The organism is Arthrobacter sp. StoSoilB20 (genome assembly GCF_019977295.1).
GTDB lineage: Bacteria > Actinomycetota > Actinomycetes > Actinomycetales > Micrococcaceae > Arthrobacter > Arthrobacter nicotinovorans_A.
Genome location: NZ_AP024651.1, coordinates 2541522 through 2568490 on the forward strand (window position 1 = coordinate 2541522; position 26969 = coordinate 2568490).

The following is a 26969-nucleotide window of genomic DNA, read 5'->3' on the forward strand; positions in this document are numbered from 1 at the left end:
AATTGATGCGGCCCGTTCCCCTGCAGCAACCCGTGGACGTTTCCGTGGTGGTGCCGTGCTACAACTATGGACGGTTCCTGCCTGAGGCTGTTGCCAGTGCCGTTGGGCAGGAGGGTGTGGACGTTGAGGTCATTGTGGTCGATGATGCCTCCACTGATGGCAGCGCCGCCGTGGCTTGGAGGTTGGCGTCCGAGGACTCCCGGATCAGCGTGGTGCTTCACGAAAGAAACCTGGGGCACATCGCAACGTACAACGACGGCCTCTCCAGGGCGCGGGGCCGGTACGTGACGCTGCTGTCCGCGGATGACTTGATAGCCCCCGGGGCACTGGCCCGGGCTGCGGCACTGATGGAAGCCAATCCGAAGGTGGGAATGGTGTACGGCCTTCCCCGGGACTTCACCGACAGGCCTCCGGGACCCTCTTCGCACGAACACACCACGTGGACTGTGTGGGAGGGCAAGGAGTGGGTTTCCTTGGCATGTGCACGCGGGAGGAACTTCATCCTCTCGCCCGAAGTGGTCATGAGGACCGCTGCCGTGCTCAGTGTGGGCGCTTACAGCACCACCTTGCCGCACTCGGGGGACCTTGAGTATTGGCTTCGGGCTGCGGGTTCCTGGGACGTGGGAAGGATCAACGGGCCGGTCCAGGCTTTCTACCGGGTCCACGGGGCCAACATGCACCAAACCGAATTTGCGGCGGCCGCCGTCGACCTCAAGCACCGTCTCGAAGCCTTCCGGGTCCTCGAAGACCCAAGGTTCCCGGGGGATCCGAAAACTCGGGTGCGGCAGATGCAGCGGGCCAAGCGCGCCCTCAGCAGGGAAGCTGCACAGTCAGGGTTCAAGGAAATCAACAATCGGGGGTCGGTGGAAGCGGCCGTTGAACTCCGCAAATTCCTTGAGAGCCTCCACGAAGTTCCCGGGAACATCCACCGGGCCAATGCGTTGCAGGCCAGGATCACCCAAGCCGCCCGTGGTCGGAGACCCGGGGCCGGCCGGCTGCTCACCGGGTTTGTGCGGAGCCAACTGGACCGCGTCCGTTGGCGGCTATGGGCCATGACGGGAATTTCATGACCACCGTCAGCGGCCAGGACCGTACCCTGGGCAACAGGGCTGCGAGCGCCACGCTGTGGGGTGGCCTCAACATGGCCTTGGGCAGGATTGTCCAGTTTGCCACCACCATCATTGTTGCCCGGATGCTCGCGCCGGAGCACTTCGGGGCGCTCGCGGTGGCCATTGTGGTCCAGACCATCGCCACGAACATGGCCGAGTTGGGCGCCACCGCCGCCCTGGCGCGCGGCACAGGGGATCCGGACAGGATTGCCCCTACAGTCTTCTCCATTGCCCTGGCTACCAGTGCCATCATGACGTCGGCAGCCATCGTCTTCGCGCCCGCCCTGGCAGCAGCGTTTGATGATCCTGCTGCGACGCCGGTGATCCAAGTGCTCTCGCTGACCATCCTGTTGCAAGGTGCCGGTGCCGTACCTTCGACCATGGTGTGGCGGGAGTTCCTGCAGAAGCCACGGGTGGTGGTTGATGTTTGCAGCGTGCTCAGCGTGCTGGTCCTCGTGGTGCCCATGGCGTTGGACGGTTGGGGAGCAATGGCGCTCGCATGGTCCAGGGTAGGTGGGCAGTTGGTTGCCCTGGCCGGCTATTGGATCATTACGCCCAAGAGGTTCGCGCCGGGGTTTGACCGGACGGTTGCTGTGGAAGTTCTGCGGCTGGGCATGCCGCTGGCCATGGCCAACCTGGTGGTGTTCGTGACGCTGAACGTTGACTACCTCCTGATTGGCCGGATGCTGGATCCGACAGCGCTTGGCTTATATCTGCTCGCTTTCAATCTGGCGGGGTTGCCGAGCGCCGTCATCACATCGGTGATAAGGGCCACTGCCGTTCCGGTCTTCGGCCGCCTGTATACCGAGGGCAGGCTGGGGCTGCTGGCTGGCCGGTTCGTGGCTGGGGTTGCCTACGTCGCTTTTCCGATTTCGGCGTTGGTTGTTGGTTTGGCCCACCCGATGGTCCTGGCCTTTTTTGGATCCAGGTGGGAGCCGGCGTCGGTCGCCTTGGCCACTTTGGGGGTCTTCGGGGCGGCGAGGATTCTGGTTGAACTGTTCGCTGACCTTTCCGTCGGGGCGGGCCGGACAGCGTGGCTGTTCTGGGTTCAAGTGGCGTGGCTCGCAGTCCTGGTACCGGCCCTTTATTTTTCGATCCGGCAGTGGGGGATAGCGGGGGCAGGAATGGCGCATGCTGCCGCCGCCTGCCTGGTTGTCATCCCGTTGTACCTCAAGGTTCTGAGCTCTGTGTTGGGTGTCCGGGCTTGGGATCTGTTGCGTGGAAGTATTGCTCCCCTGTTGGCGGCAATAGCGGCCGGATATGTTGCCCGGCTTGCCACGATGGGCATCACGGAACCTTGGATGGCGGTTGTGCTGGGAAGTTTCCTGGGCGCAGCCGTTTATGTGCTGCTGACGTTCCGGCAGGGGAAACAACTGGCGGGGACTGTGCGTGGCTTGCTCGGGCAGGGGCCATCCCTTCCTTTGCGGGCGCATGAAATGGAAGGGCCGGCATGATGGGGAAGCACCTGGCCACGAATCGGGGCACCTTGGGCAGCGGCGAGCTGGCAGTGGTGACTCCGAGCTATTTGCCGGATCGGGAGTTGTGCGGGGACCTCAACAACTCAGTGCTTGAGATGACTGATCCCGGCGTGGTGCACCACATAGTGGTGCCGGACCGCGATTTTCCTGCCTTCAGCGGCCTGCGAGGGCCCCGGACAGCAGTGCACGCAGCACGGGACTTCCTTCCGGCCTCGTTTTTCAGGTCCCCGGGTTTCAACGTTTGGATCAACGCAGCCCGCCCTTGGCCACCGGTCCGCGGGTGGATCGCCCAGCAGATCATCAAACTGGCTGTTGTGGCGCGGCTGGATGTCGCCGGGGCCCTGCTCCTGGACTCCGACAGTGTGCTCATCCGCCATACAACCCTTGATACGTTCCGCCGGAACGGACGCATTCCCCTTTACCGAGCGCCAGGCGCCGTTGACGCGACCCTTCCAGGGCACAGGCTCTGGCATGTCTCGGCCAGGCGGCTGCTGGGCCTTGCGCCTCCTCCGGCTGGAGACTTGGCCGACTACATTTGCTGGCCGTGCTTGTGGGAGCCTTCGGTAGTGAGGGACATGCTCGGGCACGTCGAGGACGTCACGGGCCGGGACTGGTCCACCGCTGTCGGCGGGCAGCTTCACTTCTCTGAAATGATGCTCTACGGCCTCTATGTCGATGAAGTTGCCGGTGGCCCGGAGGCCACCGTCAGCGAAATGCAGGGGATCGTCCACTCCGCCGAAGTGCCCCTTGGCCAGGAGGAGATCGAGCATCTCCTGCGCGAGGCACCCCAGGACAAAAGCTTGTTGATGCTCTCCGCCAAAGCGGGGATACCCCTGGAGGTGCGCAGGCAGGCACTTCATTCGTTCCGCCACGCCTCCCTTGGCCCTGAAAGGGGGGATGCGCGGTGAGAGGCCTTGCAGGAAGGGTCATCAGCCAGGCGAGGCAGGATGGCTGGGGTTCGGTCGCCACCAAGGTGTTGCAAAGGACAGCTGTCAAAGCGCTGGAAAACCTGGCCTGGGCGGAGCCCACGCTTCCTGTTCGGCCCGAGGACATCGTGGACCTGGACAGGGGACGTGCGGCCGCCGGCGCCCGTCCCAGAACGGGCAGCCTTAACATCGGCTGGGTCTGCACACCGCCTGGGCCCGGTTCCGGGGGCCACACCACGTTTTTCCGCATGGTGCAGGCCTTGGCCGAGCGTGGCCATCGATGCACGCTCTTCCTCTACGATCGCAACAACGACGACGTGTCCCGGCATACCTCGGTCATCCGGCAATACTGGCCTGAAGTCAACGCCCGGATTCGGAGTGTGGCCGACGGCTTCGAAGGTATGGACGCGGTGGTTGCCAGTTCATGGCCAACCGCGTACGCGGCAGCGGCCCGGCGGGGGCCGGACCTACACAGCTTCTACTTCATCCAGGATTACGAGCCCTACTTCTATCCCCGCGGAACGTTGTATTGGCTGGCAGAGAACAGTTACAGACTGGGATTCACCACCATCGGCCTCGGAGAGATGATCGCCGCTGTGATGAAGGCAGAAACCGGGCAGGCTCCCGACGCCACGGTCCCGTTCGCCTGCGACACAGCTACCTACCGCCTCCTGGACAGGCCAGAGAGCCGGGCCTCCCGCCAAGGGGTGGTCTACTACGCCAAGCGTGCAGTGGATCGACGCGGCTACCTTTTGGCCAAACTGGCGTTGGAGCACTTCCACACGTTGCATCCGGAGCAGGAAATACACGTTTACGGAGACAAGATCACGGGGTGGTCCATCCCGGTGACAAACCATGGCAACCTCAGCCCGGCAGCACTGAATGATCTCTACAACCGCACCATCGCGGGGCTGGCCATCTCCTTTACCAACATTTCGCTCGTGCCAGAAGAACTGCTGGCCGCAGGCAACGTACCGGTGCTCAATGAATCGTCCTTCGCGGCACAGGTGATGAGGGACCCCGATGTTCTGTGGGCACCTGCCGCGCCCCGCAAGCTGGCAGAAGCACTCGCACAAGCTGTGGAGGCACCCGATATTTCCGCACGGGCCGCGGCGATCGCGCAGCGTCGGCGGCTGGACTGGTCGGTTTCCTGCGAAAACTTCGCCACGATCCTTGAATCGGTCTGTGCCAGGGAACCGGGAAGCCCGGGGCTGCCATGAAGATTTCAAGGACCCTCCCAAGCCTCCGGCGCCCTTCACCTCCCGTGCTGGATGACCTCGCTGCCGGCCGATCAACGGCGGGTCCGCACGTGCCCTTGCTGTTGAAGTTCGCCGCCTTCGGAATCTTCTTCTTTCCCTCCAACATGGTCCTGAAACCGCTGGGAGCCGTGGGGACGGTGCCGCTGTTGATCGCACTGCTGCTGTTGGCTGTGTGGATGTGTTCGGTCCTGTTTGGATTGACCAACCCTTTGGATACCCGGCACCCCGGGCGGATGGGCTTCGTCCTCCTCTGGGTGGGGACCTGTGCTTCCTATGCGGCCATGTACTCGGGCTACACAGGGGGCAGCGAAAGCCCTGCACGCGCAGCCGCTGACCGATGGCTGATTCTCCTGCTGGCCAGTGCAGGAATCATACTCGTCACTGCCGAGGCTGTCAGGACCTTGAACGCTGCCATGGCGTTGACCCGGGCACTGTTGGCCGGAGCGGCATTTTGCTGCGTGGTGGCCGCAGTTCAATTCTTCTTCCGGGTTGATCCCATGCAATGGCTGCAAATGGCTATGCCGGGGTTCACCAACAACGGGGGAAACACAACGTTCCAGATACGAGGCTCGCTGATGCGGGTCTCGGGCAGCACTTTCCATTCCATCGAGATGGCCGTCATCTGCGCCATGCTCCTCCCACTGTCCATATGGAGGAGCCTGTATGACCCCCGAGGCAAAAAGTGGGTGCACTGGACCATCACAGCGCTTTTGGTCTTCGCCATCGCCTCCACAGTCTCACGGTCGGGGATCCTGGGCCTGTTGGCTGGGATGGCAGTGTTCCTGCCGTTCCTGCCCCGGCTGGCACGGCGTTGGGCCTTTGTTGCCGCCCCTGTCATTGTTGCCGCCCTGTTCCTTGGCGTACCCGGCCTGGTCGGCACCCTGGCATCCTCCCTGACAGCCGGAGACAGCGATCCCTCCATCACGACCCGGACCAACAACTATCCGCGGGTCGCTGCCATGGTCCAGGAGCATCCCCTGTTCGGTGTCGGCCCGGGAAACTACATGCCAACGAACGCCATACACATCCTTGACAACCAATACCTGAATGCAACTGTCACCATCGGACTGGTGGGACTGGTGGGTTTGATCGCCTACCTGACTTTTCCGGGCCTGTCCGCCCTCCTCGCAGCCCGGGCTTCGCGCCTCCCGGCACTGCGCTGCCTGGCGGGGGCGATCGCTGCGGCAGGAATCGTGGCCGCCATCTGCTCCCTGACCTTCGACTCCATGTCCTTCCCGGTCTTCGCCCTCACCTATCCCTTCATCGTTGGACTGGCCGGCGGAACCTGGAACATGGTCCGTCAGGAACTCGGCCTTGACAACAACGGTGCCGAACTGGGGAGCAAAAACCATTCACCAGAGAACACCAAGCAACTACTCCCCAAGGAGGAATCATGGACCCCGTAGCCGTCCTCAAAACCCTGTGGCGATACAAAGTCTTCGTACTCCCCGTCCTGTTACTGACGGCCGTGGCGGCGGTATACATGTTCTCCTACGCCCCACGAACCTACGAAGCCCGTACAACCTTCGCCATCGTCACCCCGCAAGTACCAACCTCGGAGCAAATCGAAAAGGATCCGGCCCTGGGCTTGCTCAACAGCGACAATCCCTACTTGCGGTCCGCCGATACCTCCCTCGTGGCCCAGGTTGCCGTGACCCGGTTGAACGATGTTGCCACCGGCGATCTCCTGGCCGCACAAGGCCTGAGCACCGACTACAAAGTGGAACGGCCCTCGGATGCCTTCCTGATCGACATCTCCGGAATCTCAGATGACAAGACACAGGCCATCAATACAGCCAAAGCACTGGGGGAACGCCTGGAACAAGACCTTCGAACCATCCAGACCATCAACGGAGCCTCCGATAGGTACCTGTTTACGGCGCTCGCCGTAGCCTCGCCCGGTAAGGCCACGGAGCAATTTTCCAGCAGGTTGAGGTCGGTCATAGTCGTTGTTGTTGCCGGTCTCGTTCTCACCTTGGGCTCGGTTTCACTGGCTCGTTCCGTCGAGGCCGCCAGGAACCGCGGAAGGAAACCGAAGGACGATTCCAGCAAACGCAGGGACCGCGGCAGCGCCGAAACTGCTACCTCCGCCCTGGTCCTTCCAGGCAAGGACGCAATCAACGACAACAACGCGCTGCCGCCTTCGGAAATTCTTGTAGGCCTCCACCCCCAGCTGAAACCCCGGGAAAGCAGGAGACCCACCGCCCCTGTTCAACCAACCAACAGCCGATAACGGCCAGGGAAGATGCAGCAATGACCAGATTCGGTTACCTGGTGCCGGAATTCCCGGGTCAAACGCACGCATTCTTCTGGCGTGAACTCAAAGCACTGATCGAGCTCGGCCATCAACCGGAGCCCGTTTCCACTCGACGCCCAAAACAGGAGGGCTCCATTCCTCCGTGGGCCGGGAACCACCTACCCGAAATCCACTACCTCACGCCACCACGCATGGCGGATATCGGGGGCACAGCGACATCCGCCCTCGCCGGGCTGGGGAACATGGACGCCCTTGCAGCGGCGTCCGGGCTGTTGCGCCGCACCTCCGGTACCACGGCGAAAATTCCAGACGTCCTTCGAACGGCCGGACTGTTTTGGGCAGGAGCCGCGCTTGCCCGGCACGCACAAGCAAGGGGGTGGTCACACATCCATGTCCATTCCTGCGCCCACGCAGCCCAGGCAGCCCTGTTCGCCCATATGCTCTCCGGAATCAGCTACAGCCTGACCCTCCATGGGCCCCTCAGTGACTACGGTCCAAACCAGCATCAGAAATGGACCAACGCTAAATTCTCCATCGCCATCACTGAGCGGCTGTTGACTGAAGTGCGGCAACAACTGGAAGGCTTCATGCCTGAGGACCTCAGCGTGGCGCCCATGGGTGTGGAACTGTCCACCTTCAGGCGCACCAACCCCTACATTCCGTGGGATGGCATCGGGACGGCACGGCTGTTCTGCTGCGGCCGGCTCAACCCCAGCAAAGGTTACGCGGAACTCCTCGCAGCGGTCCGCATCATCGCCAACACCGGAACAGATGTGGAGTTGACCATCGCCGGAGAGGACGAGCTCGGAGGCAGAGGTTACAGGGGAACAGTGGAGAACATCATCAAGGAACTGGACCTAACCCACCGGGTAAGGCTCCTGGGCGCCGTCTCCGAAGCCCGGATCAAGGAAGAGCTCGAGACAGCACACGTCTTCACCCTGGCCAGCCACCAGGAACCCCTGGGCGTGGCCATCATGGAAGCCATGGCCATGGAACTCCCCATAGTGGCAACATCCGCAGGCGGTGTCCCGGACCTGATCACCACCGGACACTCAGGCACCCTGGTGGCCCCGGGAAACCCGGAAACCCTCGCAGAGGCAATCCTCCACACTCTCCACCACCCCTCACTCTCCACAACCATGGGACACCGGGCACGGAGAACCCTGGCCGAATCCTTTGACGTCTCCAAGAGCGCCCGCATCCTGGCCGCCCGCATCCAGACGGCAGGGCAACAATGAAGGGCAAAACACTGGGACTCTTGGCCGGCTCAACGCTCGCCATCGCGGCAGTCAGCCTGATCGCCGTCGTCGGTTCAAGCCCGGCGCCAGGTACCCCGGCGTCCCCGGCTCCTGAAACCTCCAACAGCCGCCCCGCCGCCCCGGCTTCCTCCCCGGTCCTGAGGGACGTGGACGGAGGCCCGGACTACTACGGCAAGTTCACCAACAGCCTCCCCACGGACCCATCCTTCTTTCCTATCGGCGTATGGCTCGAAAGCGTCCTGGATCGAGGCAACACTGCCATGGACGCCGCAGCGGGCTTAAACACCTACGTTGAACTGACAGGGAACTCAGACGTTCAGTTGATCAAGGACGCCGGCATGTACGCGCTGCCCACTTTCAGGCACGACGCTGCCGCCGGATTCGTCCTCAGCGATGAAGTGGACATGTGGGCCGGACCGGGGGATGCCCGTTGGACAGGAAAATACCCCGGTGAAGGTGCACCGTGTTTCCCTGCCGGCACACCGTGCGGATACACCATACAAAAGGAACGGCGCGCGACCGCGCCACAGGGCGCCCTGCTCTATTCCAACTACGGCAAGGGCGTCACCTTTTGGGAATCCGACGAGGAAGCGCACGGATTCATCCGGGGAGTCCAGGACGTGGTTTCCGCCGACAACTACTGGTTTACCGATCCCAACATCTGCGGCAAAGGTGAAGGCGGTGCGATCATCGGATACACGAGGGACCTGACCCGTGAGGAATGCCGGCTCGCCGCCAACTACGGCTGGACGATCGACAGACTGCGAAAACTCCAGGACCCCGGCGCCGGAATTCCTGTGTGGGCGTTCGTGGAGAACGGCCACCCGTCAGGGGACGTCCCCAACACCACCACCATCACCGGCCCCGAACTCAGGGCCGCCGTGTGGAGCAGCCTCATCCACGGTGCCAGGGGAATCATCTATTTCAACCACAATTTCGGCGGTGAGTGCGTCACCCAACACGTAATAAGGGACTGCGGCCGGAACATCGTGCCGACACTGACCGCCGTCAACCACCAAATCACCACACTCGCCCCAGTACTGAACGCCCCCTTCCTCGACGGCGCCACCACCGCAGCAGGTCCGGTGGATGTCACCACCAAACTCCATGACGGAAAGGTCTACGTGTTCGCCGGGGCCAACAAGAACACCGGCGGTCCGGCAAGCTTCCGCCTCCAATGCGGCGGCAGCACCGCCGTCGTGATTGACGAAAACCGCACCATCCCGGTGATCGAGGGCACCTTCACCGACACTTTCGCCGACGGCAACGCCGTCCACCTCTACCGCATCGAAGGCGGCGGGAGCTGCGGCTTCTGACTACCGGCTGGTCTCGTCCCGCTCCCAGCCGTGTGCCGCCTTGCGCTCCAACAGCAGACGACGGCGGCCGGCCACGGCGAAGGCACCGTAGACCATGGCGTCAATCGCCGAAAACGGCCCGGTGATCGAGCCCAGCAGCTCCCGGACAGTCCGGGACGTCGACGCTCCGGCCTCCTGCCCGTCCTGTTCGGCATTGCCACGGTAACCCCGGCGCAGCACAGCCAACAGGGCAGAACGCGTCCGTGGAGTCCTCACCACCACAGGCGCGGCAGGCAGCACAGCCTTCTCCAGCCCACTGAAAAGCCGATCAACGTAGTAGTCATCGCCCGTCAACGCCGGGAAGCTGCCCAGACGCTCATGCCCCACCCTGCCCAGGGCATAAGCCCCCGCACCCCAAAGACCCTGCGCAGTGGAAGGGATCCTCGCCCGCGCCCGGTAGTAGGAACGCACCAAGGGCGACGCTCCGGCCGTCTCATAGCGGAAAGCCGGCCGCGCAGCCAGCACCGGACCGCTAGCAAGGGACATCAGGACGGCAGCAACCGCCTCCGTATTGACCTCTATGTCCGCATCAAGGTAAAGGCGGGGCCACAGCCTTGCTTCCTGGTCCGCCGCATTCAACGCAGCCGCTTTTGACGCCGCCTCCACCCGAAGGACCCGGACCCCGGGAAACCCTGCAGCAACGTCCTCCGTCCCATCCGTGCACCCGTTGCACGCCACAATGACCTCCACAGTGCCCCAAGCAAGCACTTCCTCCAAGGACCGCAGCGTCCTACCGATAACGGATGCCTCATTGTGGGCAGGAATGATCACCGCCCCGGCAGGCGGAGCCATTCCAGCAAGGGGATCCGTCCCGGCAGGCGGAGCCATTCCAGCAAGGGGATCCGTCCCCGCAACGGAGACACCCCTGGTTGCCCGCGGCAACGCCCTCCACCGCCTGTGGTCGACCAAAGCCAAGGCGGCCTCCCGATGCCCAGGCTTGTGGAACCGGAGAAGCTCCGCAACCAACGCCACCGCCGTAAACGCGGCCACCGCGCCCCGGCCACCATACTTCGCCGCGTACCGGACACGATTCACCGACATCAACGCCGTCAACTGAGGCGAACTCCCGGAACCCCCACGCTCATGCCACATCCGCGCCAGCGGCTCAAACCAAATCGAACGGCCCGAGTCACGCACCCTCCGGCAATAGTCCGTCTCCTCCGAGTACAGGAAGAACTGCTCATCCCAGCCACCCACCGCCCTGGCAGTATCAGCACTGATCAGCAACGCCGCCCCCGTGGCCCAATCAACGCGGTGCGCATGAAGGTAACTCTCCGAATCAAAGTCCATCTCGGACAACCACCCCGGCCTGCCCTGCACCCGGCCACCCAGGGCCGCGTCACCCAGCGCTCGCAGAAGGCCCGGCTCCCGGCGCAACGACGGGTACACGGTGCCGTCGTCATCCAGCAGGACCGGAACCACCACCCCGGCGTTGGACAGGGCCATCCTTCGACGCAGCGCTGCTACCGCCCCTCGCTCCACCCGCAAGTCCGGGTTGAGGATCAGGTACGCGTCCGCATCTCCGGCTACACGCATGGCGGCATTGATGCCGCCGGCGTACCCGAGGTTTCCTCCGGTAGGCACCGCTACGACGTCCGGATGCAGCTTCACCTCGGCCATGGTGAGGTCATCGGGGGAGTTGTCCGCCACCACAACCCTGATGGACTGTTCCGCCGTTTCTTCCCGTAAGCCGGCAATCAGCGTCGCGACGTCGTCGGCATTGTTGTACGTCACCACCAGTACGGCGACGTCGGCCCTGGCCCCGGCCGGGACGAACAGCCCCGGAGCACGGCTGGGCCCGTCCTCCGGGGTGCCGGGAATTGTCATTGCACTCAAAGGCGGGACCGTCCCCGGACCTGGCGCTGGCACCGCCACCGGCGTGGCCGCGCTGCTGGACGTGCGCAGCGTGAGGTAAGCCCCCGGTCCTTCCAGAAGGTACCGGCGCGCCAGCCGCCGCGGTTCGAGCATCAGCCGCCATGCCCATTCCAGTGAATGGCTGCTGACCCACGCAGGAGCGCGCATAATCCTGCCGGCCAGGAAATCAACAACCGCACCGAAGGCCAGAATGACGTTGGCCCCTGTCAGCTGACCATATTCGGCAATCCAGAGCTCCTGCCGGGGCTTTCCCAAGCCAACCACCAGCAGGTCCACGGCCGAGGCAGCGATGTCCGCCGCCAGCTCCCGGGATGCGCTGACGTCATGGAGCACCGGACGCTCCGGGGCCCACCAGCCTGCTACGTGCAAACGGGGCCGTTCCCGGGCAAACCTGTCCCGGATGAGCTCCTGCGCCTGCGGGCTGCCGCCAAGGAAACCTACCCGGAGGCCCCGGCGTTCGGCGTCGTCCAGCAAGGGTCCCACCAGATCGCTGCCGGCAAGCCGCGGCCACTGCTTGCCTGTGATCCTGACCGCCGCTGACACCAAAGGGGCCCCGTCAAGCAATGTCAGCCAGTCCACCAGGGCAGGCTGGTCCAACGTTCCGTTCCACCGGCTCCCTGTACCGAAATGGCGCAAGTGGTCCAGGTTGGCCGAACAAACGCCCAAGGGCTTGGCGCCACCGGCCTGTGCCCGGTCCATGATCAATCCCACGGCGTGTTCGAAGTCCGTCAACTTCACGGGGGCGCCACCCAGGGTGATCCACCGTTCGTCAGGGAGTTCCTCATGTACCGCCCGGGCTGCGCGGGTCCGAACCCGACCGGGACCGGCTTTGGAGCCTCGGCCGTGGGGGTTGAACAGCAGCGCACTGCCATTGACCTGCATGGCCGAAGGAGGGTGGGGGAGTGCGACTTGTCGGTGCGCAATCTTTGGCAGCAGCATTCTTGGCTCTCCAGGCTTCCGGGTCCAGCTCAGGACACAACAAATGAGCCGGCGATCCATGCTGCTGCACTGCCTGGATCGCCGCGGACAGCCACGGCTGCCCGTCCATCGTGTTCACTTGAGTTGTCTCCCGGCCCTGCCTCGGATGGGCTGCCGTAGGGCCACTGTAGGCCCTTTTTGCGGACGCCGCTAGGTTTCCAATCCGTCCAGGTATTCCGCCATGCGCTGCATTGCCGGCGCGGGATCGAATCCCGTGGCCCGGATCTTGGATAAGTCCAAAACACTGCTTCGGGGCCGTGGGGCTGTACCTGGTCCGGCGTAGTTTGCCGTGCTGACAGGTTGGACCAGCCCGGGATCAGCCCCGATGTGCCGGAAAACGTCCCGGGCGAGGCCGGCCCATGATGTCCGTTCGCCGCTGTTGCTGACGTTGTACGTGCCGTAGGGGGCGCCGCTGTCCAGGAGGTGGCGGATCGCTGCAGCAATGTCAGCTGCGAAGCTGAGCCTGCCCCACTGGTCTTCAACCACCGACGGCGACGCACCCTGCGTTGCCAGTGCGGCCATTGTTCGAACAAAGTTTCGACCCTCTCCCACCACCCAGCTGGTCCGCACGATGTAATGCCTGGGTACTGTGGCCGCTGCCAGGTCTCCGGCGGCTTTGCTTTGGCCGTAGACCCCCAGAGGGCTGGGGCTTTCGTCCTCCCGGTGCACGTCTGCGGTTCCATCGAAAACGTAGTCGCTGGAGATGTGGACCAGCGTCAGTGAATGTTCGACGGCGGTCCTCGCCAAGCGGGCCACCGCAACTGCGTTGGTGGCCCAGGCAGCTGCGCGGCCCTCCGGTGTTTCGGCAGCGTCCACTCCCGTGAAAGCCGCTGCGTTGATGATGGTGGAGTACTCCCGCCAGTCCCTGGCACCATCCGGTTTCCCGGCTACCAGATCGAAGTCCGCGCGGCCCGCGAATTCCACGCTTCCGTCTCCTGCGTACACAGCGCGCAGGGCTTTGCCGAGTTGTCCGTCCGCCCCGATGACCAGGGTTCGCCGCGGTTGCATGGGCTTGACGTCCTTCAAGCGGGGGTGTTTTTGGTCCTGGGGCGACAACACGGCCTGGTTGAGGGGAATTGGCCACGGTACCGCCACATGCTCATCGGCGGCATTGAGGAAGGTGTAATGCTTCTGCGCCTCCGCGCTCCAGTGATCGTTGACCAGGTACGCGTACGCCGTGTTGTCCTCCAGCGTTTGGAAAGCATTCCCCACGCCCCGGGGAACATAAATTGCGTCCTTTGCCGTCATCTCGGCGCAGAACATGGCGCCGAATCCGGGTCCTTCCCGCAGGTCCACCCAGGCCCCGAAGATTTTCCCTGTGGCCAACGAAATGAACTTGTCCCACGGTTCGGCGTGGATTCCGCGCGTCGTACCCCGGACGGCGTTGAAGGAGATGTTGTTTTGCACCGGCCCGAAATCCGGAAGCCCCAACTCCAGCATCTTCTCCCGATGCCAGTTTTCCTTGAACCACCCCCGCTCGTCGCCGTGAACCGGCATCTCAAACAGCACCAGCCCGGGAATGGTCGTAGTCCGCGAACGGAGCTGCTGTGAAGGTTCCACGGCTTAGTGGCCCTGGCCGGCGTATTTGGATTCCGTGGAGGCTTTCTGTGGCCGCCACCAGGCTTCGTTTTCCCGGTACCAATCGATGGTGTCAGCCAGACCGGCGTCGAAATCCGAGTAACGGGGCGACCAACCGAGCTCCCTTCGGAGCTTGGTTGAATCAATGGCATAGCGGAGGTCATGTCCGGGGCGGTCGGTCACCAGATCGTAAGCGTCGACGGGCAGCCCCGTGATGGCCAGCAGCTTCTCCACCACTTCCCGGTTGGACCGTTCCCCGTTTGCCCCGATCAGGTAGGTCTCGCCCAAGCGGCCACCTTCAAGAATCGCCATCACGGCAGAGGAATGGTCTTCCACATGGATCCAGTCCCGGACGTTCCGCCCGTTGCCGTAGAGGCGCGGACGGGAACCTTCAAGGATGTTGGTAATCTGGCGCGGAATGAACTTCTCGACGTGCTGGTAGGGCCCGTAGTTGTTGGAGCAATTGCTGATGGTTGCTTTGAGGCCGAAGGACCTGACCCATGCCCTCACCAGCAGGTCCGAACCCGCCTTCGTGGCAGAGTACGGGCTGGTGGGACGGTAGAGGGATTCCTCGGTAAACCGGGCGGGGTCATCCAAGGCAAGGTCGCCGTAGACCTCGTCGGTGGAGATGTGATGGAACCGGGTCCCGTACTTTCGTGCGGCCTCGATCAGGGTGAAAGTTCCCAGCAGGTTGGTGTCGATGAAGGGCCGGGGTTCTTCCAGGGAGTTGTCGTTGTGGGATTCTGCGGCAAAGTGCACCACAGCGTCCACGTCGGAAGTCAGCGGCTCCACCGTTGCAGCATCGCAAATGTCGCCGCGAACAAAGGTGAACCGTTCAGGCGGCAAACCGGCCAGGGATCCGGCATTGCCTGCATAGGTCAATTTATCCAAGACCGTGACATGCAGGCCGGTGTGCTCCATGATGTAGTGGACAAAGTTGCATCCGATGAATCCGGCCCCGCCGGTGACAAGGATTCTCTGCATGGCCCTAGAGTAGCCGTCCGCGGCGGGACTGGGCACAGGTGAGGACGGCAGGTTTGCGAGGAATTATTCTTGCAGGTGGAACTGGCTCAAGGCTTCATCCCATCACGCTCGGAATCAGCAAGCAGTTGGTTCCGGTGTTCGATAAACCCATGATCTACTACCCCCTGTGCACGCTGATGCTTGCCGGGATCCGGGATGTCCTGATCATCACCACGCCCGGCGATGCCGCCCAATTCCAGCGGCTTTTGGGCGACGGCTCACAGTTCGGCATCAACCTCACGTACGCAGAGCAGCCGACGCCGGACGGGCTGGCCCAGGCGTTCATCCTGGGGGAGGAGCACATCGGGAGCGGCAAAGTGGCCCTCATCCTCGGGGACAACATCTTTAACGGTCCCGGCATGGGCAACCAGTTGCGCCACTACGTGGACGTCGACGGCGGTGCCATCTTTGGCTATTGGGTCAAGGATCCCTCCGCCTACGGCGTGGTGGAGTTCGACGACGACGGCCTGGCGGTATCCATCGAAGAGAAACCGGCCGCGCCCAAAAGCAACTACGCGGTTCCTGGTTTGTACTTCTATGACAACGAGGTAGTCGCCATGGCCAAAGACCTTGAGCCATCGCCCCGGGGGGAACTGGAGATTACGGACATCAACAGGAAGTACATGGAACGTGGCAGGCTGCATGTGCAGAAATTCCCGCGCGGAACCGCATGGCTGGACACCGGGACCTTCAGCGACCTCAACGATGCTTCGAACTACGTCCGCACCACTGAGAACCGGCAGGGGCTGAAGATCGGAGCGCCGGAGGAAGTTGCCTGGCGGATGGGATACCTGAACGACGACGAACTGCGTCAACAAGCCGCCAAGCTGGCCAAGAGCGGGTATGGCAGCTACCTGCTGGATATTCTGGACCGCCGCTAGGAAGCAGCTACGCGGCTGAGACGTCCTCCAGCGCACGTCCAATCTCGGCCGGCAGGGCCGTCAACTGCGCGTCCAGCAGTTCCTTGAGCTGGACGGCGTTCCTCGCGCCGACAACTGCCGTTGCCACACCTGGCCGCGACAACAGCCAGCTCAGGGAAACATCCATCGGAGAGCGCCCCAATCCGCGTGCGGCCATGGCCACCGCTTCCACCACCCGCGAGGCCCTCGGCTCCAGGTACGGCTCCACGTAGGCAGCCAGGCGGTTCTGGGCGGCACGTGAATCTGCTGGTATCTGCCCCCGGTACTTTCCGCTCAGGACGCCCCGGCCCAACGGCGCCCACGCCATGAGGCCCAGTCCGGCGTCCTCCACGGCAGGAATCAGTTCCGATTCAGCCTTGCGCTGGACCAAGGAATACTCCGACTGGTTGGCCACCAGCGTGAAGCCTGCCACGGCAGCGGCTTTTGCGGTCTGCCAGCCGTTGTAGTTGGAAATTCCCACGTAACGGGCACGGCCCGTCCGCTGGGCAAGTTCCAACGCCGAAAGGGTCTCGTCGAGGGGAACGTTGGGGTCCCACTCGTGGGCGAACCAGATGTCGATGTAGTCGGTTCCAAGCCTTGCCAAGCTGGCATCGAGCGCGGAAAGCATGGCCCCGCGCGAGGCGTTGATGCTGCGCCGGGAGTCCGACAACGACACGCCGGCTTTGGTGGAGATGACCAGCTCGGAGCGGGCCACGACATCGCCCAGCATGGAACCGAGCATGGCCTCGGCCTGGCCCTGCGCATAGGAGGCCGCCGTATCAACCACCGTGCCGCCGGCAGCGACGAATGCTTGCAGGACTTCGGCAGCGTCCTGCTCGTCGGTCTCTTGCGCCCAGGACATGGTTCCGAGGGACAAGGCGGACACGCGGAACCCACTGTTCCCGACATAACGCTGCTGCATAGCTGCTAGCTTACGGGGAGTTCCCAGTCTTCATGACGTAGGGTCTATTCACGTGAACTGGATTGAAGCTGCCTTGCTGGGCCTGGTGCAGGGCCTTACCGAATTCCTCCCGATCTCTTCGAGCGCACACCTGCGGATCGTCGGCTCGTTCCTCCCGAACGCCTCCGATCCCGGTGCCGCGTTTACTGCCATCACGCAGCTGGGAACAGAGACAGCCGTGATCGTCTACTTCTGGCGCGACATCGTCAGGATCATCCGCGCCTGGTTCGGATCCCTGACAGGCAAAGTGGAGCGCAACAATCCCGATGCCCGCATGGGATGGCTCGTCATCCTTGGCAGCCTTCCGATCATCGTCCTGGGCTTGCTGTTCCAGGACCAGATCGAGTCGGTGCTTCGGAGCATGTGGATCGTCGCCACCATGCTGATCGTTTTCGGCATGATCCTCGCCGTTGCGGACGCGATCGGACGGCAGGAGAGGGATCTCACACAGCTGACCTACAAGCACGGCATCCTGTACGGCTTCGCCCAGGCCATGGCTTTGATTCCCGGAGTCTCCCGCTCCGGCGGAACCATCACGGCCGGACTGCTGATGGGCTACACCCGTGAGGCCGCTGCGCGGTATTCGTTCCTGCTCGCCATCCCGGCAGTATTCGGCAGTGGCCTGTACCAGCTGTACAAGACGGTTTCCCACGATGGACTGGCCGGTCCATATGGCCTGGCAGAGACTGCAATGGCAACCGTCATCGCCTTCGTGGTGGGCTACATCATCATTGGATGGTTCCTGAAGTTCGTCTCCACCCGCAGCTACCGGTTGTTCGTCTGGTACCGGATTCTGCTGGGACTGGCGTTGTATGTCCTCCTCTATTTCGGTGTCATCAGTGCCTAGCACTAAGGTTGAGTCGTGAAATCGTGGACCTCCCGCCCTGTTCCTGAGCTGCCCGGCAGCATGCCGCAACTACGCCTGTTCGACACAGCCCTTGGCCGTGTAGTGGAGGTTGAGCGGCAACCGGAACAGTCCATGTACGTCTGCGGCATCACGCCGTACGACGCAACCCATATGGGCCATGCAGCAAGCTACGTGGCCTTCGACCTCCTGAACCGGGCCTGGCGCGACGCTGGCCTGCGCGTCTCCTACGTCCAAAATGTCACGGACATCGATGACCCCCTGCTCGAGCGCGCCACCGCCACGGGCGTGGACTGGCGCGAATTGGCCCAGAGCCAGATCGAGCTGTTCCAGACCGACATGGACGCACTGAACGTGCTGGCACCGAACCACTACATCGGCGCCGTCGAGGCCATCCCGGACATCGTGCCGGCCATCGAGCGCCTTATTGCGGACGGCGTTGCCTACCGGGTGCCCGGTACCGACGGCGAACCTGACGGCGATGTCTATTACGACGTCGAAATGGCCGGCAAGCGCTCGGACGCAACAGACGCCTGGACACTGGGGGATGTCTCCGGACTCGGTGAGGCAGAGATGCTGGCGCTCTTCGCCGAACGCGGCGGTGACCCGGCAAGGCCCGGAAAACGCCATGCACTTGATCCGCTGCTCTGGCGTGCCGCCCGTGACGGTGAACCCAGCTGGCCCGGCGCGACGCTCGGAGACGGACGGCCTGGCTGGCACATTGAATGTACGGTCATCGCGCAGAAATACCTCCCCGCACCCTTCACCGTCCAAGGTGGGGGCTCGGACCTCGTCTTCCCGCACCACGAAATGGGAGCCGGCCACGCCTACTCCCTGTCCGGAGTGCCGTTGGCGCAGCACTATTCCCACGCGGGCATGGTGGGCCTGGACGGAGAAAAGATGAGCAAGTCCAAGGGCAACCTTGTCCTTGTCTCCAAGCTCCGCGCAGCCGGTGAAGAACCAGCAGCCATCCGTCTGGCCATCCTGGCCAACCATTACCGCTCGGACTGGTCATGGACCGAGGAAGAGTTCGCCGCAGCGAAGAAGCGGCTGGCGCGGTGGCGTGATGCCGCCGGGCATGCCCCTGCAGGTTCCGCAGGGCCTTTGGTGACCGCCATGCGCAGCGAGCTGGCCAACGACCTCAACGCCCCGGGAGCCATTGCCGCGATCGACGAGTGGGCCGAGGTCACGCTCCGGGCCAACGCCACAGCTTCGGAACAGGACAGTGCCCTGATCTCAGACGCAATCAACGCATTGCTGGGCGTGGAACTCTAAGCCCTCAAGCCCAAGCAAACGGCAGCGGCCCCGAGAAACCGCCATGCTGCGGGGCCGCTGCCGTTCTTGTGTCCGTGCCGCCTCAGGGGCGGTCCTTGCCGCGTCGCTTGAGGTACCTCTCGAACTCCCGGGCAATGGATTCGCCGGAAGCTTCGGGGAGGTCGGCGGTGTCCTTGGCTTCTTCCAACTGCCGCACGTAAGCGGCGATCTCCGGGTCTTCGGTAGCAAGTTCGTCCACGCCGCGCTCCCAGGCTTCCGATTCCTCGGCAAGGGCCTGGCTGTCCAGGGGGACCTGCAGGAGGTCCTCCACCTTGTGCAGGATGGCAAGCTGGGCTTTTGGCGACGGCGGCTGGGCCACGTAGTGGGGGACCGCCGCCCAGAGGGAAACGGTGGGAAGTCCGGCCAGCATGGCAAACTCAGCGAGCACACCTACGATGCCCACCGGCCCTTCATATTGCGAGGCCTCAAGGTTCAGCCGTTCCCGCAGGGAACTGTCCTCGGTGGTGGTACTGACCGGGATCGGGCGGCTATGGGGAACATCTGCGAGCAGCGCGCCAATCAGGATGACCGAATCAACCTTGAGCGCTTCGGCATGAACCAGCAGTTCAGTGGTGTAGGCACGCCATCGGTAGGAAGGCTCGGTACCCAGGACGAACACGACATCCACGTTGCTGTCCGGTACGGCTGCTTTGTAGATCCGGGTCGATGGCCATTTGACCTTGCGCGCTCCGGAGGATGTGCGCCGCACGGTGGGCCGGGTGAACTGGAAGTCGTAATATTCCTCGGCGTCCACTGTGCCGACCTTCTTGCCGTCCCACAGTTTGTTCAAGTAGTGCAGCGCATCACTTGCGGCCTCGCCTGCATCGTTCCAGCCCTCAAAGGCGGCAAGCATTACAGTGACGCGCTGGCCTTCCGCAGGTTCCTTGAGGAAACGCTCGGGCTCCGCGGTGATGTCCTGTCCTTCGGGTGTCCCGTCCACACTGTTCATCCACTCACCCTACGTCCAAGACCCTCGTGGATGCATGGCATTGGGCACCGGTGCGTGTCCCTTATTCGCCCACAGCGCAATGCACGCGCGGGCGTCCGCCAGGTTCCACGTAGACTTGAAACCATGCATTCGTTACCCAGCCAGCCCCTCCTCAAAGCCGTGCTCTGGGATATGGATGGCACACTGGTCGATACCGAACCCTATTGGATCGCAGCCGAGCGTGGGCTGGTGGAGTCCCATGGCGGAAGCTGGTCCCACCAGCAGGCCATGCAATTGGTGGGACAGTCCCTGCTTCACTCCGCTGCTGTCCTTCAGGCCGCCGGCGTCGAGCTTGAGGCCCGTGAGATCGTGGATACTTTGAGCGCACAGGTGATCGCGCAGGTTCGCAAAGAGGTTCCTTGGCGGCCCGGGGCCCGTGAACTGCTCGATGATCTCCACCAGGACGGTATTCGCTGCGCCTTGGTGACCATGTCAGAAGGCCCGTTGGCCGGCGTGGTGGTGGAGAGCCTTTCCAAGCCCTACTTCGAGTTCATGGTTACCGGCGATACCGTTGCCAATGGAAAACCGCACCCTGAGGCCTACCTCACGGCCGTGGAACGCCTGCGCCTTGATGATCCGGACCTGACGATCCACCACTGCGTCGCACTCGAGGATTCCGTTCCGGGTGCCACCGCGGCGATCGCCTCCGGTGTTGTCACCGTCGGCATTCCGCACCAGGTGCCGCTGCCGGAGGATTCCCGCATGGTTGCCTGGGACACCCTGGTGGGACGGACCCCAGCTGATCTGCAGCAACTCGTCGAAGACCGTTTCGCTGCAGCAAACCAGCTTGAAGGGGCCAACTAGGTGACCAGCTCCGCCACACCGAACCATGCAACCACCAAGAAAGACGGCATCCCCCTCGGGAAGATCGCAGGGATTCCCGTCTACCTGGCTTACTCATGGTTCGTCATTGCAGCCATCACCGTCATCTTCTATGGCCCCTTCCTTATGGACTTCTTGCCCTATCTTGGCAACTGGGCATACCTCGTCGGATTTGCCGTTGCATTGCTGCTCGCCATATCGGTCTTGATCCATGAACTTGCCCACGCGCTCAGTGCCAAGGCCTTTAACTGGCCAACAGAGAAGATCGTGCTGAACCTTTGGGGCGGCCACACACAGTTCGAGAACTTCACCTCTTCACCGGGCAAGTCTGTTGTCGTCGCGCTGGCAGGCCCGGCCTCGAACTTCGTGGTGGCCGGAGTTATTTGGGCCGTTGACGCTGTAACCCCGCTTCAAGGCGTACCGGGAACTCTGGCCGACCTCTTGATGTGGGCCAATCTCCTGATCGGCATCTTCAATGTTCTTCCTGGCATGCCCCTCGATGGGGGCCGTTTGGTGGAATCTGCTGTCTGGAAAGCCACGGGGAGCCAGGACAAAGGCACGATCGCTGCCGGCTGGTCTGGCCGGGTCATTGTCGTTGCGCTACTGATGTGGTTCATCGGCCGCCCCATGATCATTGGGGACTGGCCCAACCTCAATATCCTCGTCGTTACCGTCCTCGTCTGCGGTTTCCTGTGGATGGGCGCCTCAAGCTCCATCCATCACGCGAAGCTCCGCAGCCGCCTCTACCTTGTAAGTGCTGCGGGCCTGGCGGAGCGCGCCGTCGGCGTGCCGAACTCGGCCACCGTGGCCGACGTCCTGGACATATCACCGGCCGGAAGTCCCGCCGTCGTAATTTGCGGACCTGATGGCAAACCGCAGGGCGTTGTCGACTTCGGCGCAGCGGCGGCAGTTCCTCCCCAATCAACGACGACGACGCCCGTCACCGCAGTGGCCCATGCCCTGGGCGCCGGCGCATATGTCCCGGAATGGTCCAAGGGCCAGGAACTGATCCAGTACTTGGCACGGCTGGAGGGCGGCGAATACGCTGTGGTGGACCACAACGGAATCGTCACCGGCCTTCTGCGCCAGCAGGCAGTAGTGACAGCCATTACAGGTAAGGAAGCCCGCCGCAGCGGGCGCGCCTGACATCCTTGCCGGTAGAGTTGCATGCCGGCGGTTTTACCGAAGAACCCAGTGAATTTTTGGCGCCCAACCGCCAGCATGATGTTGCGGCCCGGCCGTACAGGAGCGAGGAACAGTACATGAGCAGCGAAACCGCCGCCCCCGAAGCCAACGCAGGCAACGACGAGGCAACCGCCGACCAGGCAGCCGCCAGCCAGGCAGTCCCCGGCCAGGCCCCGCAGCCCACGGGTGCCGCACGTCGGCGCGGGCCTTTCCGCGTAGGCGAGCGTGTCCAGCTCACTGACGAACGTGGCCGCATGAACACCATCTCCCTCGAAGTGGGCGGTGCCTTCCATACCCACCGGGGCTTCGTCAACCATGACGAAATCATCGGCAAGGTCGATGGTTCCGTGGTCAGCAACAACGTTGGCCAGCAGTACCAGACCCTCCGGCCCCTGCTCTCGGACTTCGTCTTGTCCATGCCCCGGGGCGCCGCAGTGGTCTACCCGAAGGACGCCGCCCAGATCGTCACCATGGCTGACATCTTCCCGGGCGCACGCGTAGTCGAAGCCGGCGTCGGCTCCGGCGCCCTCTCCATCTCGCTCCTGCGGGCAGTCGGCGACAACGGCTACCTCCATTCCTTTGAGCGTCGTGAAGAATTCGCGGACATCGCCCGCGGCAACGTGGAGACCATCTTCGGTGGACCGCACCCTGCGTGGCAGATTTCCTTGGGTGACTTCCAGGAAGAAGTGGTCAAGGCCGAGGCCCCCGGCTCCGTGGACCGCGTGGTCCTGGACATGTTGGCTCCATGGGAGTGCCTTGATGCCGTGGCTACGGTCCTGGCTCCCGGCGGCGTCTGGATCAACTATGTGGCAACCGTCACCCAGTTGTCCCGCACAGCGGAAGCCATCCGCGCTGATGGACGCTTTACCGAGCCTGACGCATGGGAGTCGATGGTGCGCGGTTGGCACCTCGAAGGCCTGGCGGTCCGGCCGGACCACCGCATGGTGGCCCACACAGGCTTCCTCCTGGTGACCCGCCGGCTTGCCGAGGGCGTGACCGGAATTTCCGTCAAGCGCCGCCCGTCCAAGACCGAGTTCAGCGAAGAGGACCTCAACGCATGGACACCGGCCGCTGTGGGGGAGAGGTCCGTTTCGGACAAGAAACTCCGCCGGGCCGCGCGCGACGCCATCGCCGGGACCAACGTCCAGGATGATCCCGCAGTCACAAACTGACGAAGGTCACAATAGGGTTCGCATTCCGGATGTCACCCAGCACCCTGAGCTTTTCGGGACTAAGGTCTTCTTAAGCGCAGGAAGGGGCTGATGAATCGTGGATACGTCAAACAACGACCTTGGACGGCCGACGCCGGAAGAAGCACACGCCGCAGCGGAAGAAGCAGCAAGCCGGAGGCTTGCCGCTGTCCAACCGCCCGAGCCCTCGAGCGATCTGACTGTTGCCGAACGGCAGATCAATATCCTCCGGGACAAGCTTCGCCACATTGACCGCCAGCTGGCAGCCGCGACCCAGAACAACAGCAAGCTTGTGAGCATGCTGGAGGCGGCGAAGGCCGAGATCCTCCGTTTGAAGGGTGCACTGGAGCAAGAGGGCCAGCCGCCTTACAGTTTCGGGACCGTGGTGCAGATCAATCCGCGGAAGCAGCCGACAGCCGGCAGTTCCAGCCAGGCCGCCACGGAGGAGTCCGTGGACATCTTCAACGCCGGCCGGAAGATGCGGGTGGGCGTCAGCCCGCTGGTGAACGTGAACCAGCTTGCCGTTGGGCAGGAGGTCCTCCTGAACGAGGCCCTGCTGGTGGTGGCGGGCCTTGGCTACGAACGCGCCGGCGAGCTGGTGACGCTGAAGGAAATGCTCGGCAAGGACCGCGCCCTGGTGGTAGGCCGCGCCGATGAAGAACGTGTGGTCCGGCTCTCGGGGGCCCTGCAGAGTGTCCACCTGAAAGTCGGGGATGCCCTCTCCCTGGATTCACGGACCGGCTACGCGTTGGAAAAGGTGCCTCGGGCAGAGGTGGAGAACCTCGTCCTCGAAGAGGTACCGGACATCACGTACCAGGACATCGGCGGCCTGGGCCCGCAGATTGAACAGATCCGCGACGCCGTGGAATTGCCGTTCCTTCATCCGGACCTCTACCGGGAGCATGGCCTGAAAGCACCCAAGGGTATCCTGCTTTACGGCCCTCCGGGCTGCGGCAAGACACTTATTGCCAAAGCTGTGGCCAACTCGCTCGCTGCACGCGCTGCAGAGCGCGCCGGCAATACCGACCTGAAGAGTTACTTCCTGAACATCAAGGGCCCGGAGCTGCTGGATAAGTACGTAGGCGAGACAGAGCGCCACATCCGGCTGATCTTCTCCCGCGCACGGGAAAAGGCGTCCGACGGCAGCCCCGTGGTGGTCTTCTTTGATGAGATGGATTCGCTGTTCCGCACCCGCGGCACCGGCGTTTCCTCCGACGTCGAAACCACCATTGTTCCCCAGCTGCTCAGCGAGATCGATGGCGTTGAGCGCTTGGACAACGTCATTGTCATTGGCGCCTCCAACCGTGAAGACATGATCGATCCCGCCATCCTCCGGCCGGGCCGCCTGGACGTAAAGGTCAAGATCCAGCGCCCCGATGCCGAGGCCGCAGCGGACATCTTCGGCAAGTACATCACTACCGACCTGCCATTCCATGCCCAGGACCTGGCCGAGTACGGCGGAGACGTGCAAGCCACCGTCGACGCCATGGTCCAGCGCACGGTGGAAGCCATGTACTCCACCGAAAAGTCCAATGAGTACCTTGAGGTCACGTACGCAAACGGCGACACGGAGATGCTCTACTTCAAGGACTTCAACTCCGGGGCCGTAGTGCAGAACGTGGTGGACCGTGCCAAGAAGTACGCCATCAAGGACCTCCTGACCAACAACCAGAAGGGGCTCCGGATCGAGCACTTGCTGCGGGCAGTGGTGGATGAGTTCCGCGAGCACGAGGACATGCCCAACACCACCAATCCGGACGACTGGGCACGGATCTCGGGCAAGAAGGGCGAACGGATCACCTACATCCGCACCATCGTCCAAGGCAAGGCAGGACAGGAACCGGGCAAGTCCATTGAAACCACCCCCAACACGGGCCAGTACCTATGACGGCAAGACCGGACGGCACGCCTGCTGAGAAGTTGCCCGCCGGCGGTGCCATGCGCGTCATGGGCTCGGAAACTGAATACGGCATCCATGCACCGTCCGCCCCCGGGGCGAACGCCACCATGATGTCCGCCAGGATCATTCAGGCGTACGCCACGGTTACCCGGCAACGGGCTGCCGGCGGCGCCGAAACGCGCTGGGACTATACGGACGAAGAACCTTTGCACGACGCCCGTGGCTGGACCCTGGACAGGGCTGCCGCGGACCCCAGCCAACTCACGGACCAGCCACCAGTGCTCGACGCCGAGGCCGTCGCGTTGGCCTATGGCCGCCAGGAGTTGGAACTCGATGGTGCGGACGAGTCCGGTTCCCTCTTGATGAACATGGTCCTTGGTAACGGGGCACGCCTTTACGTGGACCACGCGCACCCTGAGTACTCCAGCCCTGAGGTCACCAACCCGCGTGACGCTGTGGCTTGGGATGCCGCAGGGGATCTGGTTGCCTTGGCCACCGTGCGCAAAGTGGCAGCTGATGCCGGCCTGCCTCCCATCAACCTCTACAAGAACAACACGGACAACAAGTCTGTGTCCTATGGTTCACATGAGAACTACCTCATGCCGCGTTCGGTGCCTTTCGGCGACATCATCCGTGGCCTGACTCCGTTCTTTGTCTCCCGCCAGGTGGTCTGCGGGGCCGGACGGGTTGGACTGGGGCAAGACAGTTCCACCCCCGGTTACCAGATCAGCCAGAGGGCCGACTTCTTCGAGGCGGAAGTGGGCCTGGAAACCACCATCCGGCGCCCGATCATCAACACCCGCGATGAGCCGCACGCGACAGCCGACAAGTACCGGCGGCTCCACGTCATCATTGGCGACGCCAACCTCAGCCAGGCCTCCAACTACCTCAAGTTCGGTACCACGGCTATGGTCCTTAGCCTCGTGGAGGCAGGCCAGGCTCCTAAAATTGAGGTTCACGAGCCTGTGCAGGCGCTTCAGGCCATCAGCCACGACACCACTCTGGCAGCCACAGTCAGGTTGCTCGATGGCCGCAGGGTCACAGCACTGGACATCCAATGGATGTACTACGAGGCAGCCGCGAAACTTTCCCAGGAAACGGGAGTGGCGGATTCCGTCACGGGAGACGGCCACACCCACGACGTCCTTGCACGCTGGGAATCGACCCTGACAACGCTGGGCACTGATCTTGGTGCGGCCGCTTCCTCCGTGGAGTGGGTAGCCAAGAAATCGCTTCTGGAGGGATACCGGAACCGCGACGGACTGGCGTGGAACGACGCCCGCCTGGGCTTGGTGGATCTCCAGTGGTCTGACATCCGGCCGGAGAAGGGCCTCTACTACAGGCTGCTGTCCAAGGACCGCATGATGCGGATCGTCGACGACGCCGACATCGCCCGGGCGGTCACCGAACCGCCGTCGGACACCCGCGCCTACTTCCGTGGCCGGTGTGTTTCCAAGTTCGCCAAGGACGTGGTGGGGGCAAGTTGGGACTCGGTCATTTTTGATGTTCCGGGCCTGGGCAAGCTGCAAAGGGTCCCCACGCGTGAACCCCTGCGTGGCACTGAGGCACTGACCGGTGCCCTGTTTGAGCGGCACCATGAAGCCGGCGCATTCCTGTCCGAATTAATGGGCCGGAATACTCCGCCGGCGAGGAGTTGAGGACGCCCCGCCACGGGAGGATCCTGGCCTGGTCAAAGCCATACGCAGCAGCCCGCAGCGTGGCAATATGGCAGTAGGAAGTCTCCACCA

At 63.2% G+C, this 26969-nt stretch carries 21 protein-coding genes; 16 read left to right on the top strand and 5 right to left on the bottom strand.

The genetic code is table 11. The features are described 5' to 3' along the window. The first annotated feature begins 5 nt into the window (after positions 1-5). The 8 genes from LDN85_RS11440 to LDN85_RS11475 are packed head-to-tail and all read left to right on the top strand — an operon-like array spanning position 6 to position 9604. Entirely contained in the window at positions 6-1070 is a 1065-nt protein-coding gene (locus LDN85_RS11440; protein ID WP_223945461.1) for a glycosyltransferase, read from the top strand. Next, entirely contained in the window at positions 1067-2563 is a 1497-nt protein-coding gene (locus LDN85_RS11445; RefSeq protein ID WP_223943140.1) for an oligosaccharide flippase family protein, read from the top strand. The genes LDN85_RS11440 and LDN85_RS11445 overlap by 4 nt, the downstream gene beginning before the upstream one ends. After that, a complete protein-coding gene (locus LDN85_RS11450; protein ID WP_223943141.1) occupies positions 2560-3495 on the top strand; it encodes a DUF6492 family protein in 936 nt (311 codons plus the stop codon). The genes LDN85_RS11445 and LDN85_RS11450 overlap by 4 nt, the downstream gene beginning before the upstream one ends. Beyond that, positions 3492-4733, top strand: coding sequence for a glycosyltransferase family 1 protein (locus tag LDN85_RS11455; RefSeq protein ID WP_223943142.1), 1242 nt, complete (start codon positions 3492-3494; stop codon positions 4731-4733). Before LDN85_RS11450 ends, LDN85_RS11455 begins: the two co-directional genes overlap by 4 nt. Beyond that, positions 4730-6178, top strand: a complete 1449-nt coding sequence (locus LDN85_RS11460) for an O-antigen ligase family protein (RefSeq protein ID WP_223943143.1) — start codon at positions 4730-4732, stop codon at positions 6176-6178. The genes LDN85_RS11455 and LDN85_RS11460 overlap by 4 nt, the downstream gene beginning before the upstream one ends. Then, positions 6166-7005, top strand: a complete 840-nt coding sequence (locus LDN85_RS11465) for a chain-length determining protein (protein WP_223943144.1) — start codon at positions 6166-6168, stop codon at positions 7003-7005. Before LDN85_RS11460 ends, LDN85_RS11465 begins: the two co-directional genes overlap by 13 nt. A 20-nt stretch (positions 7006-7025) precedes the next feature. Further along, positions 7026-8267: an exopolysaccharide biosynthesis GT4 family glycosyltransferase EpsE gene (gene epsE, locus LDN85_RS11470; RefSeq protein ID WP_223943145.1), complete on the top strand. Its 1242-nt coding sequence runs from the start codon at positions 7026-7028 to the stop codon at positions 8265-8267. Beyond that, positions 8264-9604 (top strand): hypothetical protein, encoded by a 1341-nt coding sequence (locus tag LDN85_RS11475; protein ID WP_223943146.1) that lies wholly within the window; start codon positions 8264-8266, stop codon positions 9602-9604. The genes epsE and LDN85_RS11475 overlap by 4 nt, the downstream gene beginning before the upstream one ends. Here the strand turns inward: LDN85_RS11475 and LDN85_RS11480 are convergent, their stop codons facing one another. The 3 genes from LDN85_RS11480 to rfbB form a co-directional block, all read right to left on the bottom strand. Continuing rightward, positions 9605-12457, bottom strand: coding sequence for a WecB/TagA/CpsF family glycosyltransferase (locus LDN85_RS11480; protein ID WP_223943147.1), 2853 nt, complete (start codon positions 12455-12457; stop codon positions 9605-9607). Positions 12458-12646: 189 nt separating this feature from the next. Then, entirely contained in the window at positions 12647-14056 is a 1410-nt protein-coding gene (locus tag LDN85_RS11485) for a bifunctional dTDP-4-dehydrorhamnose 3,5-epimerase family protein/NAD(P)-dependent oxidoreductase (RefSeq protein ID WP_026540690.1), read from the bottom strand. Positions 14057-14059: 3 nt separating this feature from the next. Then, the gene (rfbB, locus tag LDN85_RS11490; protein ID WP_026540691.1) at positions 14060-15058 is read right to left on the bottom strand and encodes a dTDP-glucose 4,6-dehydratase; all 999 of its coding nucleotides are present in this window, start codon (positions 15056-15058) and stop codon (positions 14060-14062) included. Positions 15059-15111: 53 nt separating this feature from the next. Here rfbB and rfbA point away from each other — a divergent pair, with 53 nt between their 5' ends. Next, complete coding sequence (gene rfbA / locus LDN85_RS11495; protein ID WP_026540692.1) at positions 15112-15978, top strand: glucose-1-phosphate thymidylyltransferase RfbA; 867 nt, start codon at positions 15112-15114, stop codon at positions 15976-15978. Positions 15979-15985: 7 nt separating this feature from the next. On the opposite strand, the gene LDN85_RS11500 is transcribed toward rfbA, so the two are convergent. Next, positions 15986-16918, bottom strand: a complete 933-nt coding sequence (locus LDN85_RS11500; RefSeq protein ID WP_026546820.1) for an aldo/keto reductase — start codon at positions 16916-16918, stop codon at positions 15986-15988. Between the two features lie 52 nt (positions 16919-16970). On the opposite strand from LDN85_RS11500, the gene LDN85_RS11505 reads away from it, so the two are divergent. Continuing rightward, positions 16971-17804, top strand: coding sequence for an undecaprenyl-diphosphate phosphatase (locus tag LDN85_RS11505; RefSeq protein ID WP_026540694.1), 834 nt, complete (start codon positions 16971-16973; stop codon positions 17802-17804). A gap of 15 nt (positions 17805-17819) precedes the next feature. Further along, positions 17820-19097, top strand: a complete 1278-nt coding sequence (gene mshC, locus LDN85_RS11510) for a cysteine--1-D-myo-inosityl 2-amino-2-deoxy-alpha-D-glucopyranoside ligase (RefSeq protein ID WP_223943148.1) — start codon at positions 17820-17822, stop codon at positions 19095-19097. 82 nt (positions 19098-19179) lie between these two features. On the opposite strand, the gene LDN85_RS11515 is transcribed toward mshC, so the two are convergent. Further along, complete coding sequence (locus LDN85_RS11515; RefSeq protein WP_026540696.1) at positions 19180-20085, bottom strand: PAC2 family protein; 906 nt, start codon at positions 20083-20085, stop codon at positions 19180-19182. A gap of 30 nt (positions 20086-20115) precedes the next feature. Between LDN85_RS11515 and LDN85_RS11520 the strand changes: the two genes are divergently transcribed. The 5 genes from LDN85_RS11520 to dop all read left to right on the top strand — a co-directional run bounded on the left by LDN85_RS11520 (position 20116) and on the right by dop (position 26879). Continuing rightward, positions 20116-20928 (top strand): HAD family phosphatase, encoded by an 813-nt coding sequence (locus LDN85_RS11520; protein ID WP_223943149.1) that lies wholly within the window; start codon positions 20116-20118, stop codon positions 20926-20928. After that, the gene (locus tag LDN85_RS11525; protein ID WP_223943150.1) at positions 20929-22092 is read left to right on the top strand and encodes a site-2 protease family protein; all 1164 of its coding nucleotides are present in this window, start codon (positions 20929-20931) and stop codon (positions 22090-22092) included. It begins immediately after the preceding gene. Positions 22093-22208: 116 nt separating this feature from the next. Further along, complete coding sequence (locus tag LDN85_RS11530) at positions 22209-23303, top strand: tRNA (adenine-N1)-methyltransferase (protein WP_223943151.1); 1095 nt, start codon at positions 22209-22211, stop codon at positions 23301-23303. A 97-nt stretch (positions 23304-23400) separates the two neighbouring features. Next, positions 23401-25209 carry a proteasome ATPase gene (gene arc / locus LDN85_RS11535; protein WP_223943152.1) on the top strand — a complete coding sequence of 603 codons (1809 nt, stop codon included), beginning with the start codon at positions 23401-23403 and terminating at the stop codon, positions 25207-25209. Then, a complete protein-coding gene (gene dop, locus LDN85_RS11540; RefSeq protein WP_223943153.1) occupies positions 25206-26879 on the top strand; it encodes a depupylase/deamidase Dop in 1674 nt (557 codons plus the stop codon). Before arc ends, dop begins: the two co-directional genes overlap by 4 nt. Positions 26880-26969 lie beyond the last annotated feature (90 nt).

Bases quoted from the DNA above. Each gene is read 5' to 3' on its own strand.
- dop (WP_223943153.1), top strand. From the start codon at position 25,206: ATGACGGCAAGACCGGACGGCACGCCTGCTGAGAAGTTGCCCGCCGGC.
- LDN85_RS11440 (WP_223945461.1), top strand. From the start codon at position 6: ATGCGGCCCGTTCCCCTGCAGCAACCCGTGGACGTTTCCGTGGTGGTG.
- LDN85_RS11475 (WP_223943146.1), top strand. From the start codon at position 8,264: ATGAAGGGCAAAACACTGGGACTCTTGGCCGGCTCAACGCTCGCCATC.
- LDN85_RS11520 (WP_223943149.1), top strand. From the start codon at position 20,116: ATGCATGGCATTGGGCACCGGTGCGTGTCCCTTATTCGCCCACAGCGC.
- LDN85_RS11460 (WP_223943143.1), top strand. From the start codon at position 4,730: ATGAAGATTTCAAGGACCCTCCCAAGCCTCCGGCGCCCTTCACCTCCC.
- LDN85_RS11445 (WP_223943140.1), top strand. From the start codon at position 1,067: ATGACCACCGTCAGCGGCCAGGACCGTACCCTGGGCAACAGGGCTGCG.
- LDN85_RS11515 (WP_026540696.1), bottom strand. From the start codon at position 20,085: ATGAACAGTGTGGACGGGACACCCGAAGGACAGGACATCACCGCGGAG.
- LDN85_RS11480 (WP_223943147.1), bottom strand. From the start codon at position 12,457: ATGCTGCTGCCAAAGATTGCGCACCGACAAGTCGCACTCCCCCACCCT.
- LDN85_RS11500 (WP_026546820.1), bottom strand. From the start codon at position 16,918: ATGCAGCAGCGTTATGTCGGGAACAGTGGGTTCCGCGTGTCCGCCTTG.
- LDN85_RS11465 (WP_223943144.1), top strand. From the start codon at position 6,166: ATGGACCCCGTAGCCGTCCTCAAAACCCTGTGGCGATACAAAGTCTTC.
- rfbB (WP_026540691.1), bottom strand. From the start codon at position 15,058: ATGCAGAGAATCCTTGTCACCGGCGGGGCCGGATTCATCGGATGCAAC.
- epsE (WP_223943145.1), top strand. From the start codon at position 7,026: ATGACCAGATTCGGTTACCTGGTGCCGGAATTCCCGGGTCAAACGCAC.
- LDN85_RS11530 (WP_223943151.1), top strand. From the start codon at position 22,209: ATGAGCAGCGAAACCGCCGCCCCCGAAGCCAACGCAGGCAACGACGAG.
- LDN85_RS11450 (WP_223943141.1), top strand. From the start codon at position 2,560: ATGATGGGGAAGCACCTGGCCACGAATCGGGGCACCTTGGGCAGCGGC.